The following is a 19,102-nucleotide window of genomic DNA, read 5'->3' as shown; positions in this document are numbered from 1 at the left end:
TGGTCAGTCCACGTAGCTGACGCTGACGATCTCGTACTCGCGCTGGCCGGCCGGGGCGTCGATCACGATCGAATCGCCTTCCAGCTTGCCGATCATCGCGCGCGCCACCGGCGAGGAAATCGCGATCAGGCCCAGCTTGATGTCCGCTTCCAGGTCACCAACGATCTGGTACTTCTTCTCTTCGTCGGTTTCCACGTCGGCCAGCGTCACGCTGGCGCCGAACACCACCTTGGAGCCGGCATTGAGCTTGCTCACGTCGATGATTTCGGCGTGCGACAGCTCACCTTCCAGCTGCTTGATGCGGCCTTCGATGAAGCCCTGTTCCTCGCGCGCGGCGTGGTACTCGGCGTTCTCCTTCAGATCACCGTGCTCACGCGCCTCGGCGATGGCCGCGATGACCTTCGGGCGCTTGACCGACTTCAGGTGATCCAGTTCGTCGCGCAGCTTCTGCGCGCCCTTCATGGTGATGGGGGCTCTCATGCATTCAACTCCTTGTGCAGCTCCTGCAGCGACCAGACGGGGCCGGTGCCGCGGAATTCCAGTGAATCCACCAGCGCCTTGGCGCCGGCAATGGTGGTCGAGTAGGTGACGCGATGCTGCAGCGCCTCGCGACGGATCGAGAACGAGTCGTTGATCGCCGAACGACCTTCGGTCGTGTTGACGATGTAGACGATCTCGCCGTTCTTGATCGAGTCGACGATGTGCGGACGGCCTTCGACCACCTTGTTGATGATCTCGCAGTCCATGCCGTGCTGCTGCAGCCACGCGGCGGTGCCACGGGTCGCGACCAGGCTGTAGCCACGCGCCAGCAGCGCCTTGGCCACCGGCAGCACGCGCTTCTTGTCCGGATCGCGGACCGAAACGAAGGCCTTACCGACCGGCGGTGCCTTGATGCCACCGGCTTCCTGCGCACGCGCGAAGGCGGCGTTGAAGCTGCGGCCCACGCCCATCACCTCACCGGTGGAGCGCATCTCCGGCCCGAGGATCGGGTCGACGCCCTGGAACTTGGCGAACGGGAAGATCGCTTCCTTCACCGAGTAATAGTCCGGCACGATTTCCTTGGTCGCGCCCTGCTCGGCCAGGCTCTTGCCGGCCATGCAGCGCGCCGCGATCTTGGCCAGCGGCATGCCGGTGGCCTTGGACACGAACGGCACGGTGCGCGAGGCACGCGGGTTCACTTCCAGCAGGTAGATGGTGTCGGCACCTTCGTCGCTGGTCTGGATCGCGAACTGGGTGTTCATCAGGCCGACCACGTTCAGGGCCTTGGCCAGCTCCACCACCTGGCGGCGCAGTTCGGCCTGGGTTTCAGCCGACAGCGAGTACGGCGGCAGCGAGCAGGAGGAATCGCCCGAGTGCACGCCGGCTTCTTCGATGTGCTCCATCACGCCACCGATCAGGACGTTGCCCTCCTTGTCGGCGATGATGTCGACGTCGCACTCCACGGCGTTGTCGAGGAAGCGGTCCAGCAGCACCGGCGAATCGTTGGACACCTTCACCGCGTCGCGCACGTAGCGGGCCAGGTCGGCTTCGCCGTAGACGATTTCCATCGCACGGCCGCCCAGCACATAGCTCGGGCGCACCACCAGCGGGTAGCCGATCTCGCGGGCCAGCAGCAGCGCTTCCTGGTCGTTGCGGGCGATGCGGTTCGGCGGCTGCTTCAGGCCCAGCTTGTCGACCAGCTGCTGGAAGCGCTCGCGGTCCTCGGCCAGGTCGATCGAATCCGGGCTGGTGCCGATCACCGGCACGCCGTTGGCTTCCAGCGCCCGCGCCAGCTTCAGCGGGGTCTGGCCGCCGTACTGCACGATCACGCCCTTCGGCTGTTCCAGTTCGACGATTTCCAGCACGTCTTCCAGGGTCAGCGGTTCGAAGTACAGGCGGTCGGAGGTGTCGTAGTCGGTCGACACGGTTTCCGGGTTGCAGTTGACCATGATGGTTTCATAGCCATCCTCGCGCAGCGCCAGTGCCGCATGCACGCAGCAGTAGTCGAACTCGATGCCCTGACCGATGCGGTTCGGGCCACCGCCCAGGATCATGATCTTGTCGCGGTTGCTCGGCGCGGCCTCGCACTCGTCCTCGTAGGTCGAGTAGAGGTAGGCGGTACCGGTGGAGAATTCACCGGCACAGGAGTCCACGCGCTTGTAGACCGGGCGCACCTTGTGCGCACGACGCAGCGCGCGGATGGCGGCTTCGTTGGTGCCGGTCAGCTGCGCCAGGCGTGCGTCGGAGAAGCCGGCGCGCTTCAGCTTGCGCAGGCGTGCGGCGTCCAGTGCGTCGATGCCACCGGCGGCGACGTCAGCTTCGGCAGCGATGATTTCCTCGATCTGGTCCAGGAACCAGTGATCGATGAACGACAGCGCGTAGATCTCTTCCACGCTCATGCCGGCGCGGAATGCATCGGCGACGAAGAACAGGCGCTCCGGACCCGGTGCCTTCAGTTCGCGGCGCAGGGTCTGCAGGTCGTCTTCGTTGCCCAGGTCCAGGCCGGTCGGGTCGAAGCCGACCTTGCCGGTTTCCAGGCCACGCAGGGCCTTCTGCACCGACTCCTGGAAGGTGCGGCCCATCGCCATCACCTCGCCCACCGACTTCATCTGGGTGGTCAGGCGGGCGTCGGCGGCCGGGAACTTCTCGAAGGCGAAGCGCGGGATCTTGGTGACGACGTAATCGATGGACGGCTCGAACGAGGCCGGGGTCAGGCCGCCGGTGATCTCGTTCTTCAGTTCGTCCAGGGTGTAGCCCACGGCCAGCTTGGCGGCGACCTTGGCGATCGGGAAGCCGGTGGCCTTGGACGCCAGCGCCGAGGAACGCGACACGCGCGGGTTCATCTCGATGACGACCACGCGGCCGGTCTTCGGGTTGATGCCGAACTGCACGTTCGAGCCACCGGTATCGACGCCGATCTTGCGCAGCACGGCGATGGAGGCATCGCGCAGGCGCTGGTATTCCTTGTCGGTGAGGGTCTGTGCCGGCGCCACGGTGATCGAGTCACCGGTGTGCACGCCCATCGGGTCGAGGTTTTCGATCGAGCAGACGATGATGCAGTTGTCCGCGGTATCGCGGACCACTTCCATCTCGAACTCCTTCCAGCCCAGCACCGACTCTTCCACCAGCACTTCGGTGGTCGGCGACAGTTCCAGGCCACGGCTGACGATCTCGACCAGCTCTTCGCGGTTGTAGGCGATGCCGCCACCGCTGCCGCCCAGGGTGAAGCTGGGGCGGATGATGGTCGGGTAGCCGACGCGGGTCTGGATCTCCAGCGCTTCGTCCAGGGTGTGGGCGACGGCGGCGGTCGGGCATTCCAGGCCGATCTCACCCATGGCCACGCGGAACAGCTCGCGGTCTTCGGCCATGCGGATCGCTTCGCGCTTGGCGCCGATCAGTTCGACGTTGTACTTCTCCAGCACGCCATTGTCGGCCAGGTCCAGCGCGCAGTTCAGCGCGGTCTGGCCACCCATGGTCGGCAGCAGCGCATCGGGCTTTTCCTTGGCGATGATCTTCTCGACCGTCTGCCAGTTGATCGGCTCGATGTAGACGGCATCGGCCATCTCCGGGTCGGTCATGATCGTGGCCGGGTTGCTGTTGACCAGCACCACGCGGTAACCCTCGTCACGCAGGGCCTTGCAGGCCTGGGCGCCGGAGTAGTCGAACTCGCAGGCCTGGCCGATGACGATCGGGCCAGCACCGATGATGAGGATGGTCTTGAGGTCAGTGCGCTTGGGCATTTTCTTCTCTAAGTCAGTACAGCGTGACAAGGGGGAGTGATCGCACGCTGTCGATCAGGAATCTTGAACCGCAGCGCCGCGCCAGGGGCAGCAGCGATGCGGGGTTTACGGTCCATCGCGACGCCACCGGGGGGCCGGCGGCGTACTGATCACGCCTTGGCCTGCTCCATCAGCACCACGAAGCGGTCGAACAGCGGGCCGACATCGGTCGGGCCCGGCGACGCTTCCGGATGGCCCTGGAACGAGAACGCCGGCACGTCGGTGCGGGCCACGCCCTGGTTGGTGCCATCGAACAGCGAGCGGTGGGTCACGCGCAGGGTCGGCGGCAGGGTCGCTTCATCGATCGCGAAGCCGTGGTTCTGCGAGGTGATCATCACCCGGCCGCTGTCCAGATCCTGCACCGGGTGGTTGGCACCGTGGTGGCCGTGGCCCATCTTCATGGTCTGCGCGCCCGAGGCCAGGCCCAGCAGCTGGTGGCCCAGGCAGATGCCGAAGGTCGGGATCTTCACGTCGATGAAGGTCTTGATCGCTTCGATGGCGTAGTCGCACGGTTCCGGGTCACCCGGGCCGTTGGACAGGAACACGCCATCCGGCTTCAGCGCCAGCACTTCGGCGGCCGGGGTCTGTGCCGGCACCACGGTCACTTCGCAGCCGCGCTCGGCCAGCATGCGCAGGATGTTGGTCTTCACGCCAAAATCGTAGGCCACGACCTTGTACTTGGCCGGCACGCTGACGAAGGCATTGGCATCCAGGTCCAGCTGGCCCTCGGTCCAGGTGTAGGTCTTCTCGGTAGTGACGACCTTGGCCAGATCCATGCCCTTCAGCCCCGGGAACTTGCGGGCGGCTTCCAGTGCCTTTTCCACGTCGATGTCGCCGGCCATCAGCGCACCGTTCTGCGCGCCCTTCTCGCGCAGGATGCGGGTCAGCTTGCGGGTGTCGATGCCGGCGATGGCAACCACGCCACGCTGGATCAGCCAGTCCTGCAGCGACACCTGGCTGCGCCAGTTGCTGGGGCGACGCGGAACATCGCGCACGATCAGGCCGGCCGACCACACCTTGGACGCTTCATTGTCCTGGTCGGTCATGCCGGTGTTGCCGATATGCGGATAGGTCAGCGTGACCATCTGCCGGGCGTAGGACGGGTCGGTCAGAACTTCCTGATAGCCGGTCATGGCGGTGTTGAACACCACCTCACCGACGGACAGGCCGGGCGCGCCTACGGATTCGCCCTCGAATACGGTGCCGTCTTCGAGGACGAGGATTGCGGCTTGGGTCACGGGAATCTCACTTTGGCTACCGAGGGGGCTGCCGAAGTCACGCCTGCGCTTCACGGAAATCCGGTTGCAAAAAAGCGCGGACGTGCGGTCTGGGACCGGTCCGGCTTTCGTGATTCGGCGAGTGCGAATTGTAGCGCTGCCGGGGCGCTCGCGCCAGCGGTTATCGCGCTTCATGAACGGGCGATTGCGCATTCATTTCAATCCGGCGGCGTATGCGCGGTCCGCCGCCTGGTAGTGCCGGCCGCTGGCCGGCTATCCCCACGCCTTCGGGCGCCCGGAAGCTGCCGGCCAGCGACCGGCACTACCGCCCTACTGCAGCAGGTCCCGTACCCGGTAGCTGCCCGGGGCGCGGCCCTGCAGCTGGCGGGCGGCGAACAGGGCGCCGCGGGCGAAAATGTCGCGGTTGGTGGCCCGGTGCACCAGCTCGATGCGCTCGCCCAGCCCGGTGAACTGCACCAGATGCTCGCCGACGATGTCACCAGCGCGCAGGCTGGCGTAGTGCGGCTCCGCCCCGCCCCGCTGCGCGGCCGCGCCCAGGGTCAGTGCAGTGCCCGACGGCGCGTCCTTCTTCTGGGTGTGGTGAGACTCGACGATGTCGCAGTCCCAGCCGGCCAGCGCCTGCGCCGCGCGCTCGACCAGTTCGTCCAGTACCGCCACGCCCAGGCTGAAATTCGACGCCCAGACCAGCGGGATCCTCGCCGCCGCCGCCTCCAGCGCCTGCCGCTGCGTGCTGGAGATGCCGGTAGTGCCCGAGACCAGCCCCGCACCACGTTCCACGCACAGTGCCAGCATCGGGTCGAAACCCTCCGGCAGGCTGAAGTCGATCGCCACGTCGAATGCCGGCGCACCGGGCAGCTCGCTGGCCGCGAAGAACGGTACGCCATCGACCACGCGCTGGGCCGGCGCACGACCCGTCACCGCAGCGGCGATCTGCAGGGTTTCGGGATGTTCGGCGGCCAGCCGCAGCAGGGCCTGGCCCATGCGCCCGGAGGCACCGTGGATGAGCAATCGCAGGGGAGTCTGGTTCATGCCTGCAGGCTAGCGGCAGCACGCCCGCTCCGGCAAGCGCCATCGCTGCTACGCTGCATGCCCTTTCATGCAATGGATGGCAGCTCCCTCATGCAGATCAGCGAACAGCTGGTGCTGGTCACCGGTGCCGGCCGCGGCCTTGGCCAGCACATCGCCCGCGCCTTCGCCGCCCAGGGCGCGCGCGTCATCATCAACTACCACCGCAGCGAAGGCGCCGCACGTGCTCTGGCTGCCGAGCTGGGCGGACAGGCGATCGCGCTGCCGGCCGATGTCACTGAGCGCGCCGAGGTCGATGCAATGCTGCAGCACGCCCTGGCCCACTTCGGCCAGGGCGTCACCACCGTAGTCAACAACGCAGTGGCAGCGTTCTCGTTCAATGGTGATGCCCGCGACGGCGCCGCCGACATCGGCTGGCCGGCGTTCCAGGCGCAGTTCGAGGGCAGCGTGCGCGGCGCGCTGAACACCGTGCAGGCCGCCCTGCCCGGCATGCAGGCCCGTCGCTTCGGTCGGGTGATCAACATCGGCACCAACCTGTTCCAGAATCCGGTGGTGCCCTATCACGACTACACCGCCGCCAAGGCCGCACTGCTGTCGCTGACCCGTACCCTGGCCGGCGACCTCGGCCCGCATGGCATCACCGTGAACATGTTGTCGGGCGGCCTGCTGCGCACCACCGATGCCAGCGCCGCCACGCCGGAAGCAGTGTTCGACTACATCGCCGCCAACACTCCGTTGCGCAGCGTCACCACGCCGGCCGAGTTCGCCGATGCCGCGCTGTTCTTCGCCAGCCCCTGGTCGCGCGCGGTGACCGGTCAGAACCTGGTGGTCGATGGCGGCCTGGTGCGGGACTGAGTCGATGCGCATCTCCGAAGTCAGCCGCCTGACCGGCGCCAGTGCCAAGGCCATCCGCCTGTACGAGGCGCGCGGACTGCTGCCGCCGGTGCCACGCCTGAACCGCTATCGCGACTACAGCGAACAGGACGTGGCCTGGGTGCAGCTGATCCGCCAGGCGCTGGGGCTGGGCATCACCCTGGCCGCGATCTCACGCCTGCAGGGCCGCGATGGACGGCTCGACTGGCCAGCGGTACTGGCCTTGCTGGAGCAGCAGCGCGGCCGCATCGCCGACGAGCGGATGCGGCTGGCACAGGTCGAGCGCGACCTGCAGCTGGTCAGCGACGAACTGCAGCAGTGGCTGCACTCCGGCAGCGGCGACTGCATCCTGGAACCCAGCGGCTGCACCACCCCGGTTTGACTCTGCCCCTGGGGCAGACCCCAACCTCGCGCACTTTCCATTGCCCGAGGTTGCCGTGTCCCGTTCCATCCTGATCCTGCTCGGCCATCCCGACCGCGACAGCCTGTGCGGCGCCCTCGCCCAGCGCTACGCCACCGCCGCCGAGAACGCCGGTCACCAGGTACGCCTGATCGCACTGGGCGACCTTGAATTCGATCCGGTACTGCGCCACGGCTACCGTCAGATCCAGCCGCTGGAAGCCGACCTGCAGGACGCCGCGGAAGCGATCGAGGCCTGCGATCACCTGGTGCTGGTCTACCCCACCTGGTGGGGCGCGATGCCGGCACTGCTGAAGGGCTTCTTCGATCGCGTGCTGCTGCCGGGGTACGCCTTCCGCTACCGGCGCGATTCGGTGTGGTGGGACCGGCTGCTGGCCGGGCGCAGCGCGCGGGTGATCACCACGCTGGATACGCCGCCCTGGTACTACCGCTGGATCTACCGCGACCCGGGCGTCGCCCAGATCCGCGCCACCATCCTGCAGTTCTGCGGCATCCGCCCGGTGCGTGTCAGCCGCGTGGGCGCGGTGCGCAACAGCTCGCCGGAGCAACGCAACCGGTGGCTGGCGCTGGCAGCGGAGCTGGGCTCACGCGCCAACTAGCCAGAAGAGCGTGCGAACCAAGGTTCGCACCCACCCGGGGCGTTCGCACGCACCTGGGGCGCTCGTTGCGGGTGTCGCGTTTGCCAATTGACCGCCAGGCACCGCGTCTCAAGGCTGTGGCCCCCTGTTCCGGCCCGGGCAAAGCCCATGAAATCCTCGACTGTCTTCAGCAAGTGCGCCAGGAAGACCGGCTTTGCCGGGACCACGACCACTCGCTACCGCCTGCTGGATGACGCCCTGCTTGTCGTGAATCACCAGCGTGCCAGCGAAAGCCGGGGTTTCTATGTGAATGCTGGACTCTACTTTCCAGAGCTGCTCGAGCATCCCCTCGCACCTGACGATCTTGAAACGGCTTTCAGGTACCGCTCCAGCATTCCCACGCCCCATGTCGACTGGCGGATCGAAGAGACACCAGGCCTGCGCCGGGCCTTCATCCAGCAGGATCTTGAAGACCTGCTGCAGGCTGGTAACCGCGACGGACTGAAAGGCCTGCTGCTCGATGCCCTTGCCGACGTGGCCGGCTTCGCGGCAACCCATGGGAACCGGGAATCGGTGCGGCGATTGAATCGGGATGGACGCTTCCGGGCGATCATCCGCAGAGAGGTCTGAACCCCGGAAGCGTGCGAACCAAGGTTCGCACCCACCAGCGCAGGAGAAGCAGCGTCAGTGCCGCTTCGGCGGAGTCGGCCCGCAGCTGTCGCAACCGCCACAGGCGCCACCACTCCCGCTCGCCGGCGGCGCGACCTTCCGCCCCAGCGCCTGCAGCCAGGCAGCACGGCCCGGCTTCAGCAGGGCCAGCGCCAACGCACCGCGCAGCTTGCGCACGGTACCGGGGAACTGCTTCTTCAGCACCACCCAGGCACTGACCAGCACGGCCACCGCGATGATCAGGTACTGGATCAGCAGGCCGGCATCCATCAGCCGCCTCCCAGCGCCCTGGTCACCTGGTAGGTGATCAGCGCGGCCACGTAGGCCGCCGCGAACAGGTAGAACGCAGCGAAGCCCATCTGCTTCCACGAGTTGGTCTCGCGCTTGATGGTGGCCAGCGTCGAGATGCACATCGGGGCGTAGATGTACCAGACCAGCAGCGACAGTGCGGTGGCCAGCGACCAGCCATCGCTGATCAGCGGGGTCAGTGCCTGGCTGGCGGCATCGTCATCGGCTGCCGACAACGCATACACGGTGGCCAGCGAAGACACCGCCACCTCACGCGCGGCCAGGCCCGGGATCAGCGCGATGCAGATCTGCCAGTTGAAGCCCAGCGGCGCGAAGAACACAGCCATTGCATGGCCGATCTGGCCGGCGTAGCTGTAATCGATCGCGGGCATGGTGGCCCCCGCCGGCGCTGCCGGGAACGACAGCAGCACCCACAGCAGGATGGTCAGCGCCAGGATGATGCCGCCAACGCGCTTGAGGAAGATCATGCCGCGCTCGTACAGGCCGACCGCCAGGTCACGCACGTGCGGCAGGCGGTACGACGGCAGTTCCAGCATCAGCGGATGCTCGCTCTTGTCGCGGCGCCACTTCTTCATGATCCACGACATCGCCAGCGCGCTGAGGATGCCGGCCGCGTACAGGCCGAACAGCACCAGGCCCTGCTGGTTGAACACGCCCCATACCGTCTTCTGCGGAATGAACGCACCGATCAGCAGCGCGTACACCGGCAGGCGTGCGGAACAGGTCATCAGCGGCGCCACCAGGATCGTGGCCAGGCGGTCACGCGGGTCCTGGATGCTGCGCGTGGACATGATGCCCGGCACTGCGCAGGCGAAGCTGGACAGCAGCGGGATGAACGAGCGGCCGGACAGGCCGGCAGCGGCCATCATGCGGTCGAGCAGGAACGCCGCACGCGGCAGGTAGCCGGATTCCTCCAGCACCAGGATGAAGAAGAACAGGATCAGGATCTGCGGCAGGAACACCACCACGCCACCGACACCGGCGATGATGCCGTCGGTCAGCAGGCTGGCCAGCGGGCCTTCCGGCAGCACGCTGCCGACGAAGGCGCCGAGCCAGGCGAAACCGGCCTCGATGGCGTCCATCAGCGGCGTCGCCCAGGCGTACACGGCCTGGAAGATCAGGAACATCACCACCGCCAGGCTGATCAGGCCGAACACCGGGTGCAGCAGCCAGCGGTCCAGCGCGTCGTCGATCTTCGCGGTCCGCGCCGGCATGCGCACGGCCACCGACAGGATCTCGCGCACCTTGGCGTGGTAATCGATGCCACCTTCCGGGCCCGGCACCGGTGCATCCAGGTGCGGGACCATCGCATCCAGGCGTTCGACCAGGGCCTTGGCGCCCTGCTTGCGCACCGCCACGGTCTCCACTACCGGCACGCCCAGCTCGCGCTCCAGCGCGGCCACGTCCACCTGGATGCCACGGCGCTGGGCCGCATCAACCATGTTCAGCGCCACCACCATCGGCTTGCCCAGCTCGCGCAGTTCCAGCGCGAAGCGCAGGTGCAGGCGCAGGTTGGTGGCGTCGATCACGCACAGCAGCACATCCGGCGCGGCTTCGCCCGGGTAGAAGCCCCGGCACAGGTCACGGGTGATCGCCTCGTCCAGGCTGGCCGGATGCAGGCTGTAGGCGCCCGGAAGGTCGAGTACCGCGAACTCGCGGCCGGACGGCGCACGCAGACGGCCTTCCTTGCGCTCGACGGTGACGCCAGTGTAGTTGGCAACCTTCTGCCGGCTGCCGGTCAGCTGGTTGAACAGTGCGGTCTTGCCGCTGTTGGGGTTACCAACCAGCGCAACGCGCAGGGGGGCGGTAGTGGCAGTAGCAGTCATGCGCGTCGTTCCTGGCTGGCGGCGTCGACCACGACCCGCTTGGCTTCACTGATCCGCAGCGCGAAACGGGTGAACCCGACCTGCACCAGCAGCGGCTCTCCCCCCACCGGACCCTTGGCCACCAGGCGCACTTCCTCGCCCTTCACGAAACCCAGCTCGCGCAGGCGACGGGCGATGGCATCGTTGGCATGCAGGTCCTGCACGGACTCGACCACGGCCGAGGTGTGCAGCGGCAGTTCGGACAGCGTCATCTAGCGTGTTCTCTGCTGGATGTAAATGGTTCTCGATTCTAACATTCCCGCGTCGCGTCATGGCCCATGACCAATGGCCCGCTATGATCCATACAGGTATGGAGTGACCCTGGAATCCCATGAACGATGCTTTGCAGATCGAGCGCAGCGGCGCCGTCCTCACTCTCTGGCTGAACCGGCCGGAGCTGCACAACGCCTTTGACGCCGGGCTGATCGCCCGGCTGACCGCCGGACTGGAGGCCGCCGGCCACGATGCTTCGGTGCGCGCGGTGGTGCTGGCCGGCCACGGCGCCTCCTTCTCGGCCGGTGCCGACATGCAGTGGATGCGCGGCATGGCGGCGGCCAGCGAAGCCGATAACCGCGAGGACTCGCTGGCCCTGGCCCGGCTGATGCGCACCCTGGACGAGCTGCCCAAGCCGACCCTGGCCCGGGTCCATGGCGCGGCCTTCGGCGGCGGCGTCGGCCTGGTCGCCTGCTGCGACATCGCCATCGCCAGCACCTCGGCCCGCTTCGGCTTGACCGAAAGCCGCCTCGGCCTGCTGCCGGCGGTGATCTCGCCCTATGTGATCGAAGCCATCGGCCCGCGCCAGGCCCGCCGCTGGTTCGCCACCGGCGAGCATTTCGACGCCGACACTGCGCTGCGCATCGGCCTGGTCCACCAGCTGGTCGAGCCCGAACGCCTGGACGAGGCCGTGCAACGCCAGCTGGCCCTGCTCGACAAGGCCGGCCCGATCGCCTCGTCCACCGCCAAGCAACTGGTCCGCCAGGTCCGCGACAGCCATGACCGCGACACCCTGGATCGCGATAATGCCGCCCTGATCGCGCGCCTGCGGGTGTCCGCCGAGGGCCAGGAAGGCCTCGGCGCCTTCCTCGACAAGCGCGCGCCCCACTGGGTCACGGAAGCCTGAACATGCTCGATCATCTTGGTTTGACCAGCGCCGACCTGGCGCGCAGCAAGGCCTTCTTCCTGCAGGCACTGGCGCCACTGCAGATCGGCGTGGTGATGGAAGTGACCGCCGAACAGACCGGCGCGCACGACCACATCGGCTTCGGCAGCGACGGCAAGCCGTTCTTCTGGCTTGGCAATGGTGGCACCGCCAGCCATGGCGTGCATGTGGCCTTCGCCTGCGCCAGCCGCGACCAGGTGGACGCCTTCCATGCCGCCGCCCTCGCCGCCGGTGGCCGCGACAACGGCGCCCCGGGCCTGCGCCCGTGGTATCACCCGGACTACTACGGCGCCTTCGTGCTGGACCCGGATGGCAACAACATCGAGGCGGTCTGCCACCGCCCTGCAAATGGGGCAACCGCATGAGCGACTACGTCCGCATCGTCGAGGTCGGGCCGCGTGACGGCCTGCAGAACGAAAAGCAGTCGGTCTCCACCGGCGACAAGATCGAACTGATCAACCGCCTGTCGACCACCGGCCTGCGCAGCATCGAGGCGACCAGCTTCGTCAGCCCGAAGTGGATCCCGCAGCTGGCCGATGCCGCCGAGGTCTACGCCGGCATCCAGCGCCGGCCCGGCATCCACTACCCGGTACTGGTGCCGAACGAACAGGGCTACGACCGCGCCCGTGCGGTGGGCGTCGAGGAAGTAGCGGTGTTCACCGCCGCGTCCGAGGCGTTCAACCGCACCAACACCAATGCCGGCATCGACGAGTCGCTGGCCCGCTTTGAGCCGATCCTGCGCCGTGCCGCCGCCGATGGCGTGCGCGTGCGCGGCTACGTCTCCACCGTGCTCGGCTGCCCCTACCAGGGCGAAGTACCGCTGGCTGATGTGGTGCGCGTTGCACGCGCCCTGCACCAGATGGGCTGTTACGAAATTTCGCTGGGCGACACCATCGGCGTCGGCACCCCACGCAAGGCACGGGCGATGCTGCAGGCGGTCGCTGCCGAGATTCCGATGGAAGCACTGGCCGTGCACTTCCACGACACCTACGGCCAGGCCATCGCCAACATCGCCACCTGCCTGGAAGCAGGCGTGCGCGTGGTCGACAGTGCGGTGTCGGGTGCCGGTGGCTGCCCGTATGCCAAGGGCGCCAGCGGCAATGTGGCCAGCGAAGACGTGGTCTACCTGCTGCAGGGCCTCGGCCTGGACAGCGGCGTGGACCTGCCGGCACTGGCTGAGACCGGCCGCTGGCTGGCCGGCCTGCTCGGCCGCGCCACCGCCAGCCGCACCGGGCAGGCGCTGGCCGCCGCCGGTTGACCGCCGCGCTGCGCCGCCCCGCAAAGGCGGCGCAGTGCACAACAGCGGCGGTCGCGGCTTCCGTTAGAATCGGCGGTTCTCGAACCTGCAGGACCGTTCAATGCAGCTGTCTTCCGTACGTGCCGTGATCACTGGCGGCGTCTCCGGCCTCGGCCTGGCCGTGGCCCAGCACCTCGTCGCCCAGGGCGGCAAGGTGGCCCTGTTCGACCTCAACGACGACAAGGGCGCTGCCGCCATTGCCGGGCTGGGTGCCGACAAGGCCCGCTATTTCAACGTCAACGTCAGCGATGAGGCGGCGGTGACCGCGGCCATCGACCAGGCCCACGATTTCCTCGGCGGCCTGAACGTGGCGATGAACTGCGCCGGCATCCTCGGCGCCGGCCGCGTGCTGGGCAAGGAAGGCCCGATGCCGCTGGCCGGCTTCCAGGGCACGGTGATGGTGAACCTGGTCGGCAGCTTCAACGTTGCAAAGGCCGCTGCCAACCGCATGCAGCACAACGAGGCCGGCACCGACGGCGAGCGCGGCGTGATCATCAACACCGCCAGCATCGCCGCCTATGAAGGCCAGATCGGCCAGGCCGCGTATGCCGCCAGCAAGGGCGGCGTGGTCTCGATGACGCTGCCCATGGCGCGCGAACTGTCGCGCTTCGGCATCCGCGTCAATACGATTGCTCCCGGCGTGTTCTGGACGCCGATGGTCGACGGCATGCCCGAAGCCGTGCAGCAGTCGCTGGCCGCCTCGATTCCGTTCCCGTCACGCCTGGGCAAGCCGGAAGACTTCGCCAGCCTGGTCGGCTTCATCCTCGGCAACACCTACCTCAACGGCGAGACCATCCGCCTGGACGGCGCTACCCGCCTCGCTCCGAAGTGATTCCCCACGGGCGCCGGGACGGCGCCCTCCCCCAACGACCTAGATCACCATGAAAGCCAACGACATCAAGAAGGGCAACGTCGTCGAGTACAACAACGGCGTGTACCAGATCCGCGACATCGAGCGCAGCTCGCCGCAGGGTCGCGGCGGCAACGTCCGCTTCCGCTTCATCATGTACAGCGTGCCGGGCGGCAACAAGCTCGATGCCAGCTTCGATGCCGACGACAACCTGGTCGAGGTCGAACTGCTGCGCCGCCAGTCCACCTATTCGTACAAGGACGGCGACGCGTTCGTGTTCCTCGATGACGAGGACTACACCCCCTACACCCTGGACGCGGACGTGATCGGCGACGACGCTGGCTACATCACCGATGGCCTGACCGGCATCTACGTGCAGGTGATCGACGAGCAGCCGGTGGCGATCCAGCTGCCGGCCTCGGTGGTGCTGGAAGTGATCGAGACGCCGCCGGAACTGAAGGGTGGCACCGCCACCAAGCGCCCGAAGCCGGCCAAGCTCAACACCGGCATCGAGATCATGGTGCCGGAGTACATCGTCAACGGCGAACGCGTGCTGGTGAACACCGCCACCGGCGAATTCGCGGGCCGTGCCGACTAATCGCCTCGCGCTGATCGGCTGCCTGTCCCTGCCTGCGGCGCATTCGCCGCAGGCAGGCCATCGGATGTAGCAGTCGTGTAGCACCGAGCCCACGCTCGGCTGCTGTGCGTTGGACAGGGACTGCAGCCGAGCGTGGCTCGGCTCTACAGGTAGCTTACGGCTGCTTCGCGCCGAAATTGCCGCAGCCGTGGTACTGGCGGGTGCCGATGGTCAGGTTCACCTTGGCATCGAACGCCTCGCCACTCATGTCGTCCTGGCAGGTCGTGCGCTGGAAGCTGAGCTTGACGTCGGTGCCATCGGACGCCTTGCCACTCCAGCCGTCAGCACCTGCGGTGGGCTGGGCGACATCGAAACGACGCTCACCGTAATCCACTTCCACCTGCAGGCCCGGCGTGTCGCCGTCGACAACCGCCAGCCAGCCCGGCTCATTGCCGGTGGCACGGAACGCGGCATTGCCGGCGCTGCCATCGCCTTCAGTGGCTTCGACCGCATGGCACTCGCGATCGGCTTCGCCCTTCAGGCTCAACAGGCCGTCATCGCTGCCCTTGGTCCAGAAGCTGTTGCCCTTGCCATCGCCGTACTTGGCACCCGACGCCGCACGCTCGGAGCTCATGGCGAAGGTGCGTTCGCCGATCACCACCGTGGCCGCATCCTCGCCATTGAAGGTCGCGCGCACGCTCAGATCACCACACTGGTACGTGGTCTCGCTGCCACCTTCGGTGCTGGCGCTCGGCTGCGGCGCGGCAGGCGGGGCGTCATTGCCGCCTGCGGCGGGCGGCTGGGCCGGCTGGCACGCGGCCAGCACCAACCCGAGGGAGGCTGCCAACAGACTGGGAACTACACGCATGGCTCGACTCCTTGTCGACACTACAGAGAGGCTCGACCCTACCACCTGTCGGTGAGCGGGGCCTGAAAGCGGCCTGACCGCACTCATGCGGCCAGTACCGCCATCGACAACAGCTGCGCGCCGCTTTCGCCGGAACTGCAGGTCCACACCCGCAGCAGGCGCAGTTTCAGCTCGCGCTCCTGGCCCTGCCCGCGCACCGACAAGCGCACGTCGCTGGACAACAATGCCAGGCGTCCGCACAGCAGCGTTTCCACCGCGTACGACTGCAGGCTGCGCACGTGCAGGTTTCCGGCCAGCCAGTCGCCCAGCCACGGCAGGTCGAGCAAGCGTCCGCCCTGCCCGTCCATCATGAACAATGCCGGCGATACCAGCGCGGTCAGCGCATCGTGGTCGTCATCCAGCAATGCCTGCCGCAGGCGCTGTTCCAGCGCTGCCAACTGCCGCTCATGCAGGTCTTCAACGATGTCCCGTTCCATCCACGGATCCTTCCGGCATCGGCCGGCGCCTGCGCAGGCGTTGCGCGATCCACTGCCGCGCGCCCTGCACCACTACATAGAAGACCGGCACGAAGAACACCGCCAGCACCGTCGCACTGACCATGCCGCCGAACACACCGGTTCCAATCGCCTGCTGGGTTTCCTTCGACGCGCCCTGCGCCAGCATCAGCGGCACCACGCCCAGCGCGAATGCCAACGAGGTCATCACGATCGGCCGCAGGCGCAGCCGCGCCGCCTCCAGCGCTGCTTCAACCAGGCCGCGACCCTGCTGCTGCAGCTGGCGCGCGAACTCGACGATGAGGATCGCGTTCTTCGCCGACAGCCCGATCACGGTGATCATGCCGACCTTGAAGAACACGTCGTTGGGCATGCCGCGCAACAGCACCGCAGCAACCGCACCGAGCAGGCCCAGCGGCACCACCAGCATCACCGCCAGCGGGATCGACCAGCTCTCGTACAGTGCCGCCAGCACCAGGAACACCACCAGCATCGACAACAGCAGCAACCACGGCGCCTGCGCACCGGACTCCCGCTCTTGCAGCGACTGGCTGGTCCACTGCAGGGCAAAACCGGACGGCAGCTTCTCCGCCAACCGCTCCATCTCCGCCATGGCCTGGCCGGTCGACACGCCGGAGGCCGGTGCACCGGACAGGTTCAGCGCCGGGAAGCCGAGATAGCGCTGCAGCTGCAGCGGCGCCTCGGTCCAGTGCGGCGTCACCAGCTCCGACAACGCCACCATGCCGCCTTCGCTGTTGCGCACGTACAGCTTCAGCACGTCCTCCAGCTCCATCCGATGGGGTGCATCGGCCTGCAGGATCACCTGCTGCAGCCGCCCCTTGTTGGGGAAGTCGTTGACGTACTGCGAGCCCATCGCCGCCGACAGCGTGCTGCTGATCTGCTCGAACCCCACGCCCATCGCCTCGGCCTTGGCGCGGTCGATGTCCAGCCGCACGCTGGTACCTGCCGGCAGGCCATCGGCATGCACCTCCGACAGCAGCGGGCTGGCCTCGGCCAGCTTCAGCAGCTGCTGCAGGGCCGCACGCAGTTCGGCCTGGCTCTGCCCGGTACGCGCCTGCAGGGCCAGCGAGAAGCCGGACGAACGGCCCAGGCTGTCGATCGCCGGCGGCATTACGCTCATCACCTCGCCCTCGGCAATCGTCGCCATCGCCTTCTGCGCGGCCTCCACTTCGCCGGCCGCGGTGGCCCCTGCACGCTCGCCCCAGTCCTTCAGCATCGTGTAGGTCAGCGCCGCGCTCGGGCCGGAACCGGAGAAGCTGTAGCCGAGGATCGACTGGTTGGAGCCGATGCCCGGGCGTGACGCCACGTGCCGTTCGTAGGCTTCGACCACGGCCAGCGTGCGTTCGGCGGTGGCTTCGGCCGGCAGCTGGATCGAGGTCATGAAGTAGCCCTGGTCCTCTTCCGGCAGGAAGGCGCCCGGCAGCCAGTGCAGGCCCAGCAGCAGCGCCGCCACCAGCGCGGCGAACACGCCCATCACCCGCCCGCTCCGCTGCAGCACCGACGCCACGCCACGCTGGTAGCGCCCGGTCATCCGTTCGAAGCCACGATTGAAGGCGCCGAACAGACCGCCCCGACCATGGTGGCCATGGGTGTTCGGGCGCAGCAGGGTCGCGCACAGCGCCGGCGTCAGGCTCAATGCCAGCAGCGCCGAGAACAGGATCGACACCGCCATCGCCACGGTGAACTGGCGGTAGATCGCACCCACCGAGCCGCTGGCCAGCGCCATCGGGATGAACACCGCGGTCAGCACCAGGGTGATGCCGATCACCGCACCGGTCAATTCGCGCATCGCCTTGATGGTGGCCTCGCGCGGCGGCAGGCCTTCCTCGGCCATGATCCGTTCCACGCCCTCGACCACCACGATGGCGTCGTCGACGATGATGCCGATTGCCAGCACCATGCCGAACATGGTCAGCACGTTGATCGAGAAGCCCAGCGCCAGCATCACCGCGAAGGTGCCCAGCAACGCGATCGGTGCGACCAGTGCCGGAATCAGCGTGTAGCGCCAGTTCTGCAGAAACAGGTACATCACTGCGAACACCAGCAGCATCGCCTCCAGCAGCGTCTGCACCACCTTCTGGATCGAGATCTTGACGAACGGCGCGGTGTCGAACGGAATGCTCGATTCCACGCCGCGCGGCAGCAGCGGCGCCAGCTCGGCCATGCGCTCGCGCACCGCCGACGCGGTGCGAACCGCGTTCGCGCCAGGACGCAGCTGCACGCCGGCGGCGGTGGCCGGATGGCCATCCTCGCGGGTGCCCCAGGCATAGCTCTGCGCGCCCAGCTCGACGCGGGCGACATCGCCCAGCACCACCCGCGAGCCGTCGGCCCCGGCGCGCAGCACGATGGCAGCGAACTGCTCCGGCGTGGACAGCTGGCCATCGGCACTCAGCGGCACGGTGATGCGCTGGCCCGGAACACCCGGAGAATCGCCGATGCGCCCCGGCGAGATCTCCAGGTTCTGCTGCTCGATGGCAGCGGCCACGTCACCCATGGTCAGCCCATAGCCGGTCAACCGGGTCGGGGCCAGCCACACGCGCATCGCCTGTTCGGCACCGAACAGCTGCACCCGGCCGACGCCATCGATGCGGCGCAGCTCCTCGATGATGTTGCGCGCCATGAAGTCGCCCAGTGCGGCCTCGCTGACGCTGGCATCCGGCGAACGCAGACCGACCAGCATCAGGAAGCCGGAATCGGCGGCCTCCACGAACAGGCCGTTCTGGCGCACGCTGCGCGGCAGGCGCGGCTCGATCGCCTTGATCCGGTTCTGCACGTCCACCTGCGCCAGCTCCGGGTTGGTGCCCGGCTTGAAGGTGGCGGTGATCGAGGCTTCGCCGGACGTGTCCACCGACGACTCGAAGTACAGCAGGTGCTTGACGCTGGACAGCTCGCGCTCGATCAGGCCGACCACCGCGTCATTCAGCGTCTGCGGGCTCGCACCCGGGTAACTGGCGTAGATGCTGACGCTGGGCGGGGCAACCGCCGGATAGCGCTCCACCGCCAGCCGCGGGATCGCCAGCACACCGGCCAGGATGATGAAGATCGCCAGCACCCAGGCGAACACCGGGCGATCGATGAAGAAACGTGCCATGTTGGATTT

At 67.5% G+C, this 19,102-nt stretch carries 19 protein-coding genes; 9 read left to right on the top strand and 10 right to left on the bottom strand.

Annotated elements, in window-relative coordinates; translation table 11 throughout:
* Positions 1-3 precede the first annotated feature (3 nt).
* From greA to Q9Q79_RS09535, 4 genes are all read right to left on the bottom strand, one after another.
* On the bottom strand, positions 4-468 hold the full coding sequence (greA, locus tag Q9Q79_RS09550; RefSeq protein ID WP_026347191.1) for a transcription elongation factor GreA: 465 nt from the start codon (positions 466-468) through the stop codon (positions 4-6).
* A gap of 8 nt (positions 469-476) precedes the next feature.
* The gene (gene carB / locus Q9Q79_RS09545; RefSeq protein ID WP_049448962.1) at positions 477-3,719 is read right to left on the bottom strand and encodes a carbamoyl-phosphate synthase large subunit; all 3,243 of its coding nucleotides are present in this window, start codon (positions 3,717-3,719) and stop codon (positions 477-479) included.
* A gap of 149 nt (positions 3,720-3,868) precedes the next feature.
* A complete protein-coding gene (gene carA / locus Q9Q79_RS09540; RefSeq protein ID WP_005413213.1) occupies positions 3,869-4,996 on the bottom strand; it encodes a glutamine-hydrolyzing carbamoyl-phosphate synthase small subunit in 1,128 nt (375 codons plus the stop codon).
* A gap of 309 nt (positions 4,997-5,305) precedes the next feature.
* Positions 5,306-5,977 carry a dihydrodipicolinate reductase C-terminal domain-containing protein gene (locus Q9Q79_RS09535; RefSeq protein WP_032966043.1) on the bottom strand — a complete coding sequence of 224 codons (672 nt, stop codon included), beginning with the start codon at positions 5,975-5,977 and terminating at the stop codon, positions 5,306-5,308.
* A gap of 120 nt (positions 5,978-6,097) precedes the next feature.
* On the opposite strand from Q9Q79_RS09535, the gene Q9Q79_RS09530 reads away from it, so the two are divergent.
* The 4 genes from Q9Q79_RS09530 to Q9Q79_RS09515 all read left to right on the top strand — a co-directional run bounded on the left by Q9Q79_RS09530 (position 6,098) and on the right by Q9Q79_RS09515 (position 8,523).
* A complete protein-coding gene (locus Q9Q79_RS09530) occupies positions 6,098-6,877 on the top strand; it encodes a 3-oxoacyl-ACP reductase (RefSeq protein WP_201862149.1) in 780 nt (259 codons plus the stop codon).
* A 4-nt stretch (positions 6,878-6,881) separates the two neighbouring features.
* Positions 6,882-7,277 (top strand): MerR family transcriptional regulator, encoded by a 396-nt coding sequence (locus tag Q9Q79_RS09525; RefSeq protein ID WP_012480067.1) that lies wholly within the window; start codon positions 6,882-6,884, stop codon positions 7,275-7,277.
* 55 nt (positions 7,278-7,332) lie between these two features.
* Positions 7,333-7,914, top strand: a complete 582-nt coding sequence (locus tag Q9Q79_RS09520; RefSeq protein WP_109337580.1) for an NAD(P)H-dependent oxidoreductase — start codon at positions 7,333-7,335, stop codon at positions 7,912-7,914.
* Positions 7,915-8,061: 147 nt separating this feature from the next.
* Entirely contained in the window at positions 8,062-8,523 is a 462-nt protein-coding gene (locus tag Q9Q79_RS09515; RefSeq protein ID WP_012480065.1) for a DUF4304 domain-containing protein, read from the top strand.
* Positions 8,524-8,577: 54 nt separating this feature from the next.
* On the opposite strand, the gene Q9Q79_RS09510 is transcribed toward Q9Q79_RS09515, so the two are convergent.
* The 3 genes from Q9Q79_RS09510 to Q9Q79_RS09500 are packed head-to-tail and all read right to left on the bottom strand — an operon-like array spanning position 8,578 to position 10,948.
* Positions 8,578-8,832: a DUF6587 family protein gene (locus tag Q9Q79_RS09510; RefSeq protein WP_005409475.1), complete on the bottom strand. Its 255-nt coding sequence runs from the start codon at positions 8,830-8,832 to the stop codon at positions 8,578-8,580.
* The gene (gene feoB, locus Q9Q79_RS09505) at positions 8,832-10,697 is read right to left on the bottom strand and encodes a ferrous iron transport protein B (RefSeq protein ID WP_088430887.1); all 1,866 of its coding nucleotides are present in this window, start codon (positions 10,695-10,697) and stop codon (positions 8,832-8,834) included. Before feoB ends, Q9Q79_RS09510 begins: the two co-directional genes overlap by 1 nt.
* A complete protein-coding gene (locus Q9Q79_RS09500) occupies positions 10,694-10,948 on the bottom strand; it encodes a FeoA family protein (RefSeq protein ID WP_005409473.1) in 255 nt (84 codons plus the stop codon). The genes feoB and Q9Q79_RS09500 overlap by 4 nt, the downstream gene beginning before the upstream one ends.
* 119 nt (positions 10,949-11,067) lie before the next feature.
* Here Q9Q79_RS09500 and Q9Q79_RS09495 point away from each other — a divergent pair, with 119 nt between their 5' ends.
* From Q9Q79_RS09495 to yeiP, 5 genes are all read left to right on the top strand, one after another.
* On the top strand, positions 11,068-11,856 hold the full coding sequence (locus Q9Q79_RS09495; RefSeq protein WP_087803362.1) for an enoyl-CoA hydratase/isomerase family protein: 789 nt from the start codon (positions 11,068-11,070) through the stop codon (positions 11,854-11,856).
* Positions 11,857-11,858: 2 nt separating this feature from the next.
* On the top strand, positions 11,859-12,260 hold the full coding sequence (locus Q9Q79_RS09490) for a VOC family protein (protein WP_005409471.1): 402 nt from the start codon (positions 11,859-11,861) through the stop codon (positions 12,258-12,260).
* Positions 12,257-13,153 (top strand): hydroxymethylglutaryl-CoA lyase, encoded by an 897-nt coding sequence (locus Q9Q79_RS09485; RefSeq protein ID WP_088430885.1) that lies wholly within the window; start codon positions 12,257-12,259, stop codon positions 13,151-13,153. Before Q9Q79_RS09490 ends, Q9Q79_RS09485 begins: the two co-directional genes overlap by 4 nt.
* Positions 13,154-13,253: 100 nt before the next feature.
* Positions 13,254-14,024, top strand: a complete 771-nt coding sequence (locus tag Q9Q79_RS09480) for an SDR family NAD(P)-dependent oxidoreductase (RefSeq protein WP_005409469.1) — start codon at positions 13,254-13,256, stop codon at positions 14,022-14,024.
* Positions 14,025-14,073: 49 nt separating this feature from the next.
* The gene (gene yeiP, locus Q9Q79_RS09475; protein ID WP_005409468.1) at positions 14,074-14,640 is read left to right on the top strand and encodes an elongation factor P-like protein YeiP; all 567 of its coding nucleotides are present in this window, start codon (positions 14,074-14,076) and stop codon (positions 14,638-14,640) included.
* A gap of 154 nt (positions 14,641-14,794) precedes the next feature.
* Here the strand turns inward: yeiP and Q9Q79_RS09470 are convergent, their stop codons facing one another.
* The 3 genes from Q9Q79_RS09470 to Q9Q79_RS09460 form a co-directional block, all read right to left on the bottom strand.
* On the bottom strand, positions 14,795-15,487 hold the full coding sequence (locus Q9Q79_RS09470) for an MliC family protein (RefSeq protein WP_005413200.1): 693 nt from the start codon (positions 15,485-15,487) through the stop codon (positions 14,795-14,797).
* Positions 15,488-15,570: 83 nt separating this feature from the next.
* Positions 15,571-15,963, bottom strand: a complete 393-nt coding sequence (locus tag Q9Q79_RS09465; protein WP_005413199.1) for a nuclear transport factor 2 family protein — start codon at positions 15,961-15,963, stop codon at positions 15,571-15,573.
* On the bottom strand, positions 15,944-19,093 hold the full coding sequence (locus tag Q9Q79_RS09460; protein ID WP_201862133.1) for a multidrug efflux RND transporter permease subunit: 3,150 nt from the start codon (positions 19,091-19,093) through the stop codon (positions 15,944-15,946). The genes Q9Q79_RS09465 and Q9Q79_RS09460 overlap by 20 nt, the downstream gene beginning before the upstream one ends.
* Between the last annotated feature and the right edge of the window lie 9 nt (positions 19,094-19,102).

It is taken from the genome of Stenotrophomonas sp. a6, from assembly GCF_030913325.1.
GTDB lineage: Bacteria > Pseudomonadota > Gammaproteobacteria > Xanthomonadales > Xanthomonadaceae > Stenotrophomonas > Stenotrophomonas maltophilia.
Note: the sequence above shows the minus strand (reverse complement) of the source record. Positions and strands in the feature narration are given on the sequence as shown.

Excerpts from the sequence above, each read along its gene's own strand:
- carB (WP_049448962.1), bottom strand. The coding sequence starts at position 3,719 with ATGCCCAAGCGCACTGACCTCAAGACCATCCTCATCATCGGTGCTGGC.
- Q9Q79_RS09535 (WP_032966043.1), bottom strand. The coding sequence starts at position 5,977 with ATGGGCCAGGCCCTGCTGCGGCTGGCCGCCGAACATCCCGAAACCCTG.
- Q9Q79_RS09530 (WP_201862149.1), top strand. The coding sequence starts at position 6,098 with ATGGATGGCAGCTCCCTCATGCAGATCAGCGAACAGCTGGTGCTGGTC.
- Q9Q79_RS09525 (WP_012480067.1), top strand. The coding sequence starts at position 6,882 with ATGCGCATCTCCGAAGTCAGCCGCCTGACCGGCGCCAGTGCCAAGGCC.
- Q9Q79_RS09515 (WP_012480065.1), top strand. The coding sequence starts at position 8,062 with ATGAAATCCTCGACTGTCTTCAGCAAGTGCGCCAGGAAGACCGGCTTT.
- Q9Q79_RS09510 (WP_005409475.1), bottom strand. The coding sequence starts at position 8,832 with ATGGATGCCGGCCTGCTGATCCAGTACCTGATCATCGCGGTGGCCGTG.
- feoB (WP_088430887.1), bottom strand. The coding sequence starts at position 10,697 with ATGACTGCTACTGCCACTACCGCCCCCCTGCGCGTTGCGCTGGTTGGT.
- Q9Q79_RS09500 (WP_005409473.1), bottom strand. The coding sequence starts at position 10,948 with ATGACGCTGTCCGAACTGCCGCTGCACACCTCGGCCGTGGTCGAGTCC.
- Q9Q79_RS09495 (WP_087803362.1), top strand. The coding sequence starts at position 11,068 with ATGAACGATGCTTTGCAGATCGAGCGCAGCGGCGCCGTCCTCACTCTC.
- Q9Q79_RS09490 (WP_005409471.1), top strand. The coding sequence starts at position 11,859 with ATGCTCGATCATCTTGGTTTGACCAGCGCCGACCTGGCGCGCAGCAAG.
- Q9Q79_RS09485 (WP_088430885.1), top strand. The coding sequence starts at position 12,257 with ATGAGCGACTACGTCCGCATCGTCGAGGTCGGGCCGCGTGACGGCCTG.
- Q9Q79_RS09480 (WP_005409469.1), top strand. The coding sequence starts at position 13,254 with ATGCAGCTGTCTTCCGTACGTGCCGTGATCACTGGCGGCGTCTCCGGC.
- yeiP (WP_005409468.1), top strand. The coding sequence starts at position 14,074 with ATGAAAGCCAACGACATCAAGAAGGGCAACGTCGTCGAGTACAACAAC.
- Q9Q79_RS09470 (WP_005413200.1), bottom strand. The coding sequence starts at position 15,487 with ATGCGTGTAGTTCCCAGTCTGTTGGCAGCCTCCCTCGGGTTGGTGCTG.
- Q9Q79_RS09465 (WP_005413199.1), bottom strand. The coding sequence starts at position 15,963 with ATGGAACGGGACATCGTTGAAGACCTGCATGAGCGGCAGTTGGCAGCG.
- Q9Q79_RS09460 (WP_201862133.1), bottom strand. The coding sequence starts at position 19,093 with ATGGCACGTTTCTTCATCGATCGCCCGGTGTTCGCCTGGGTGCTGGCG.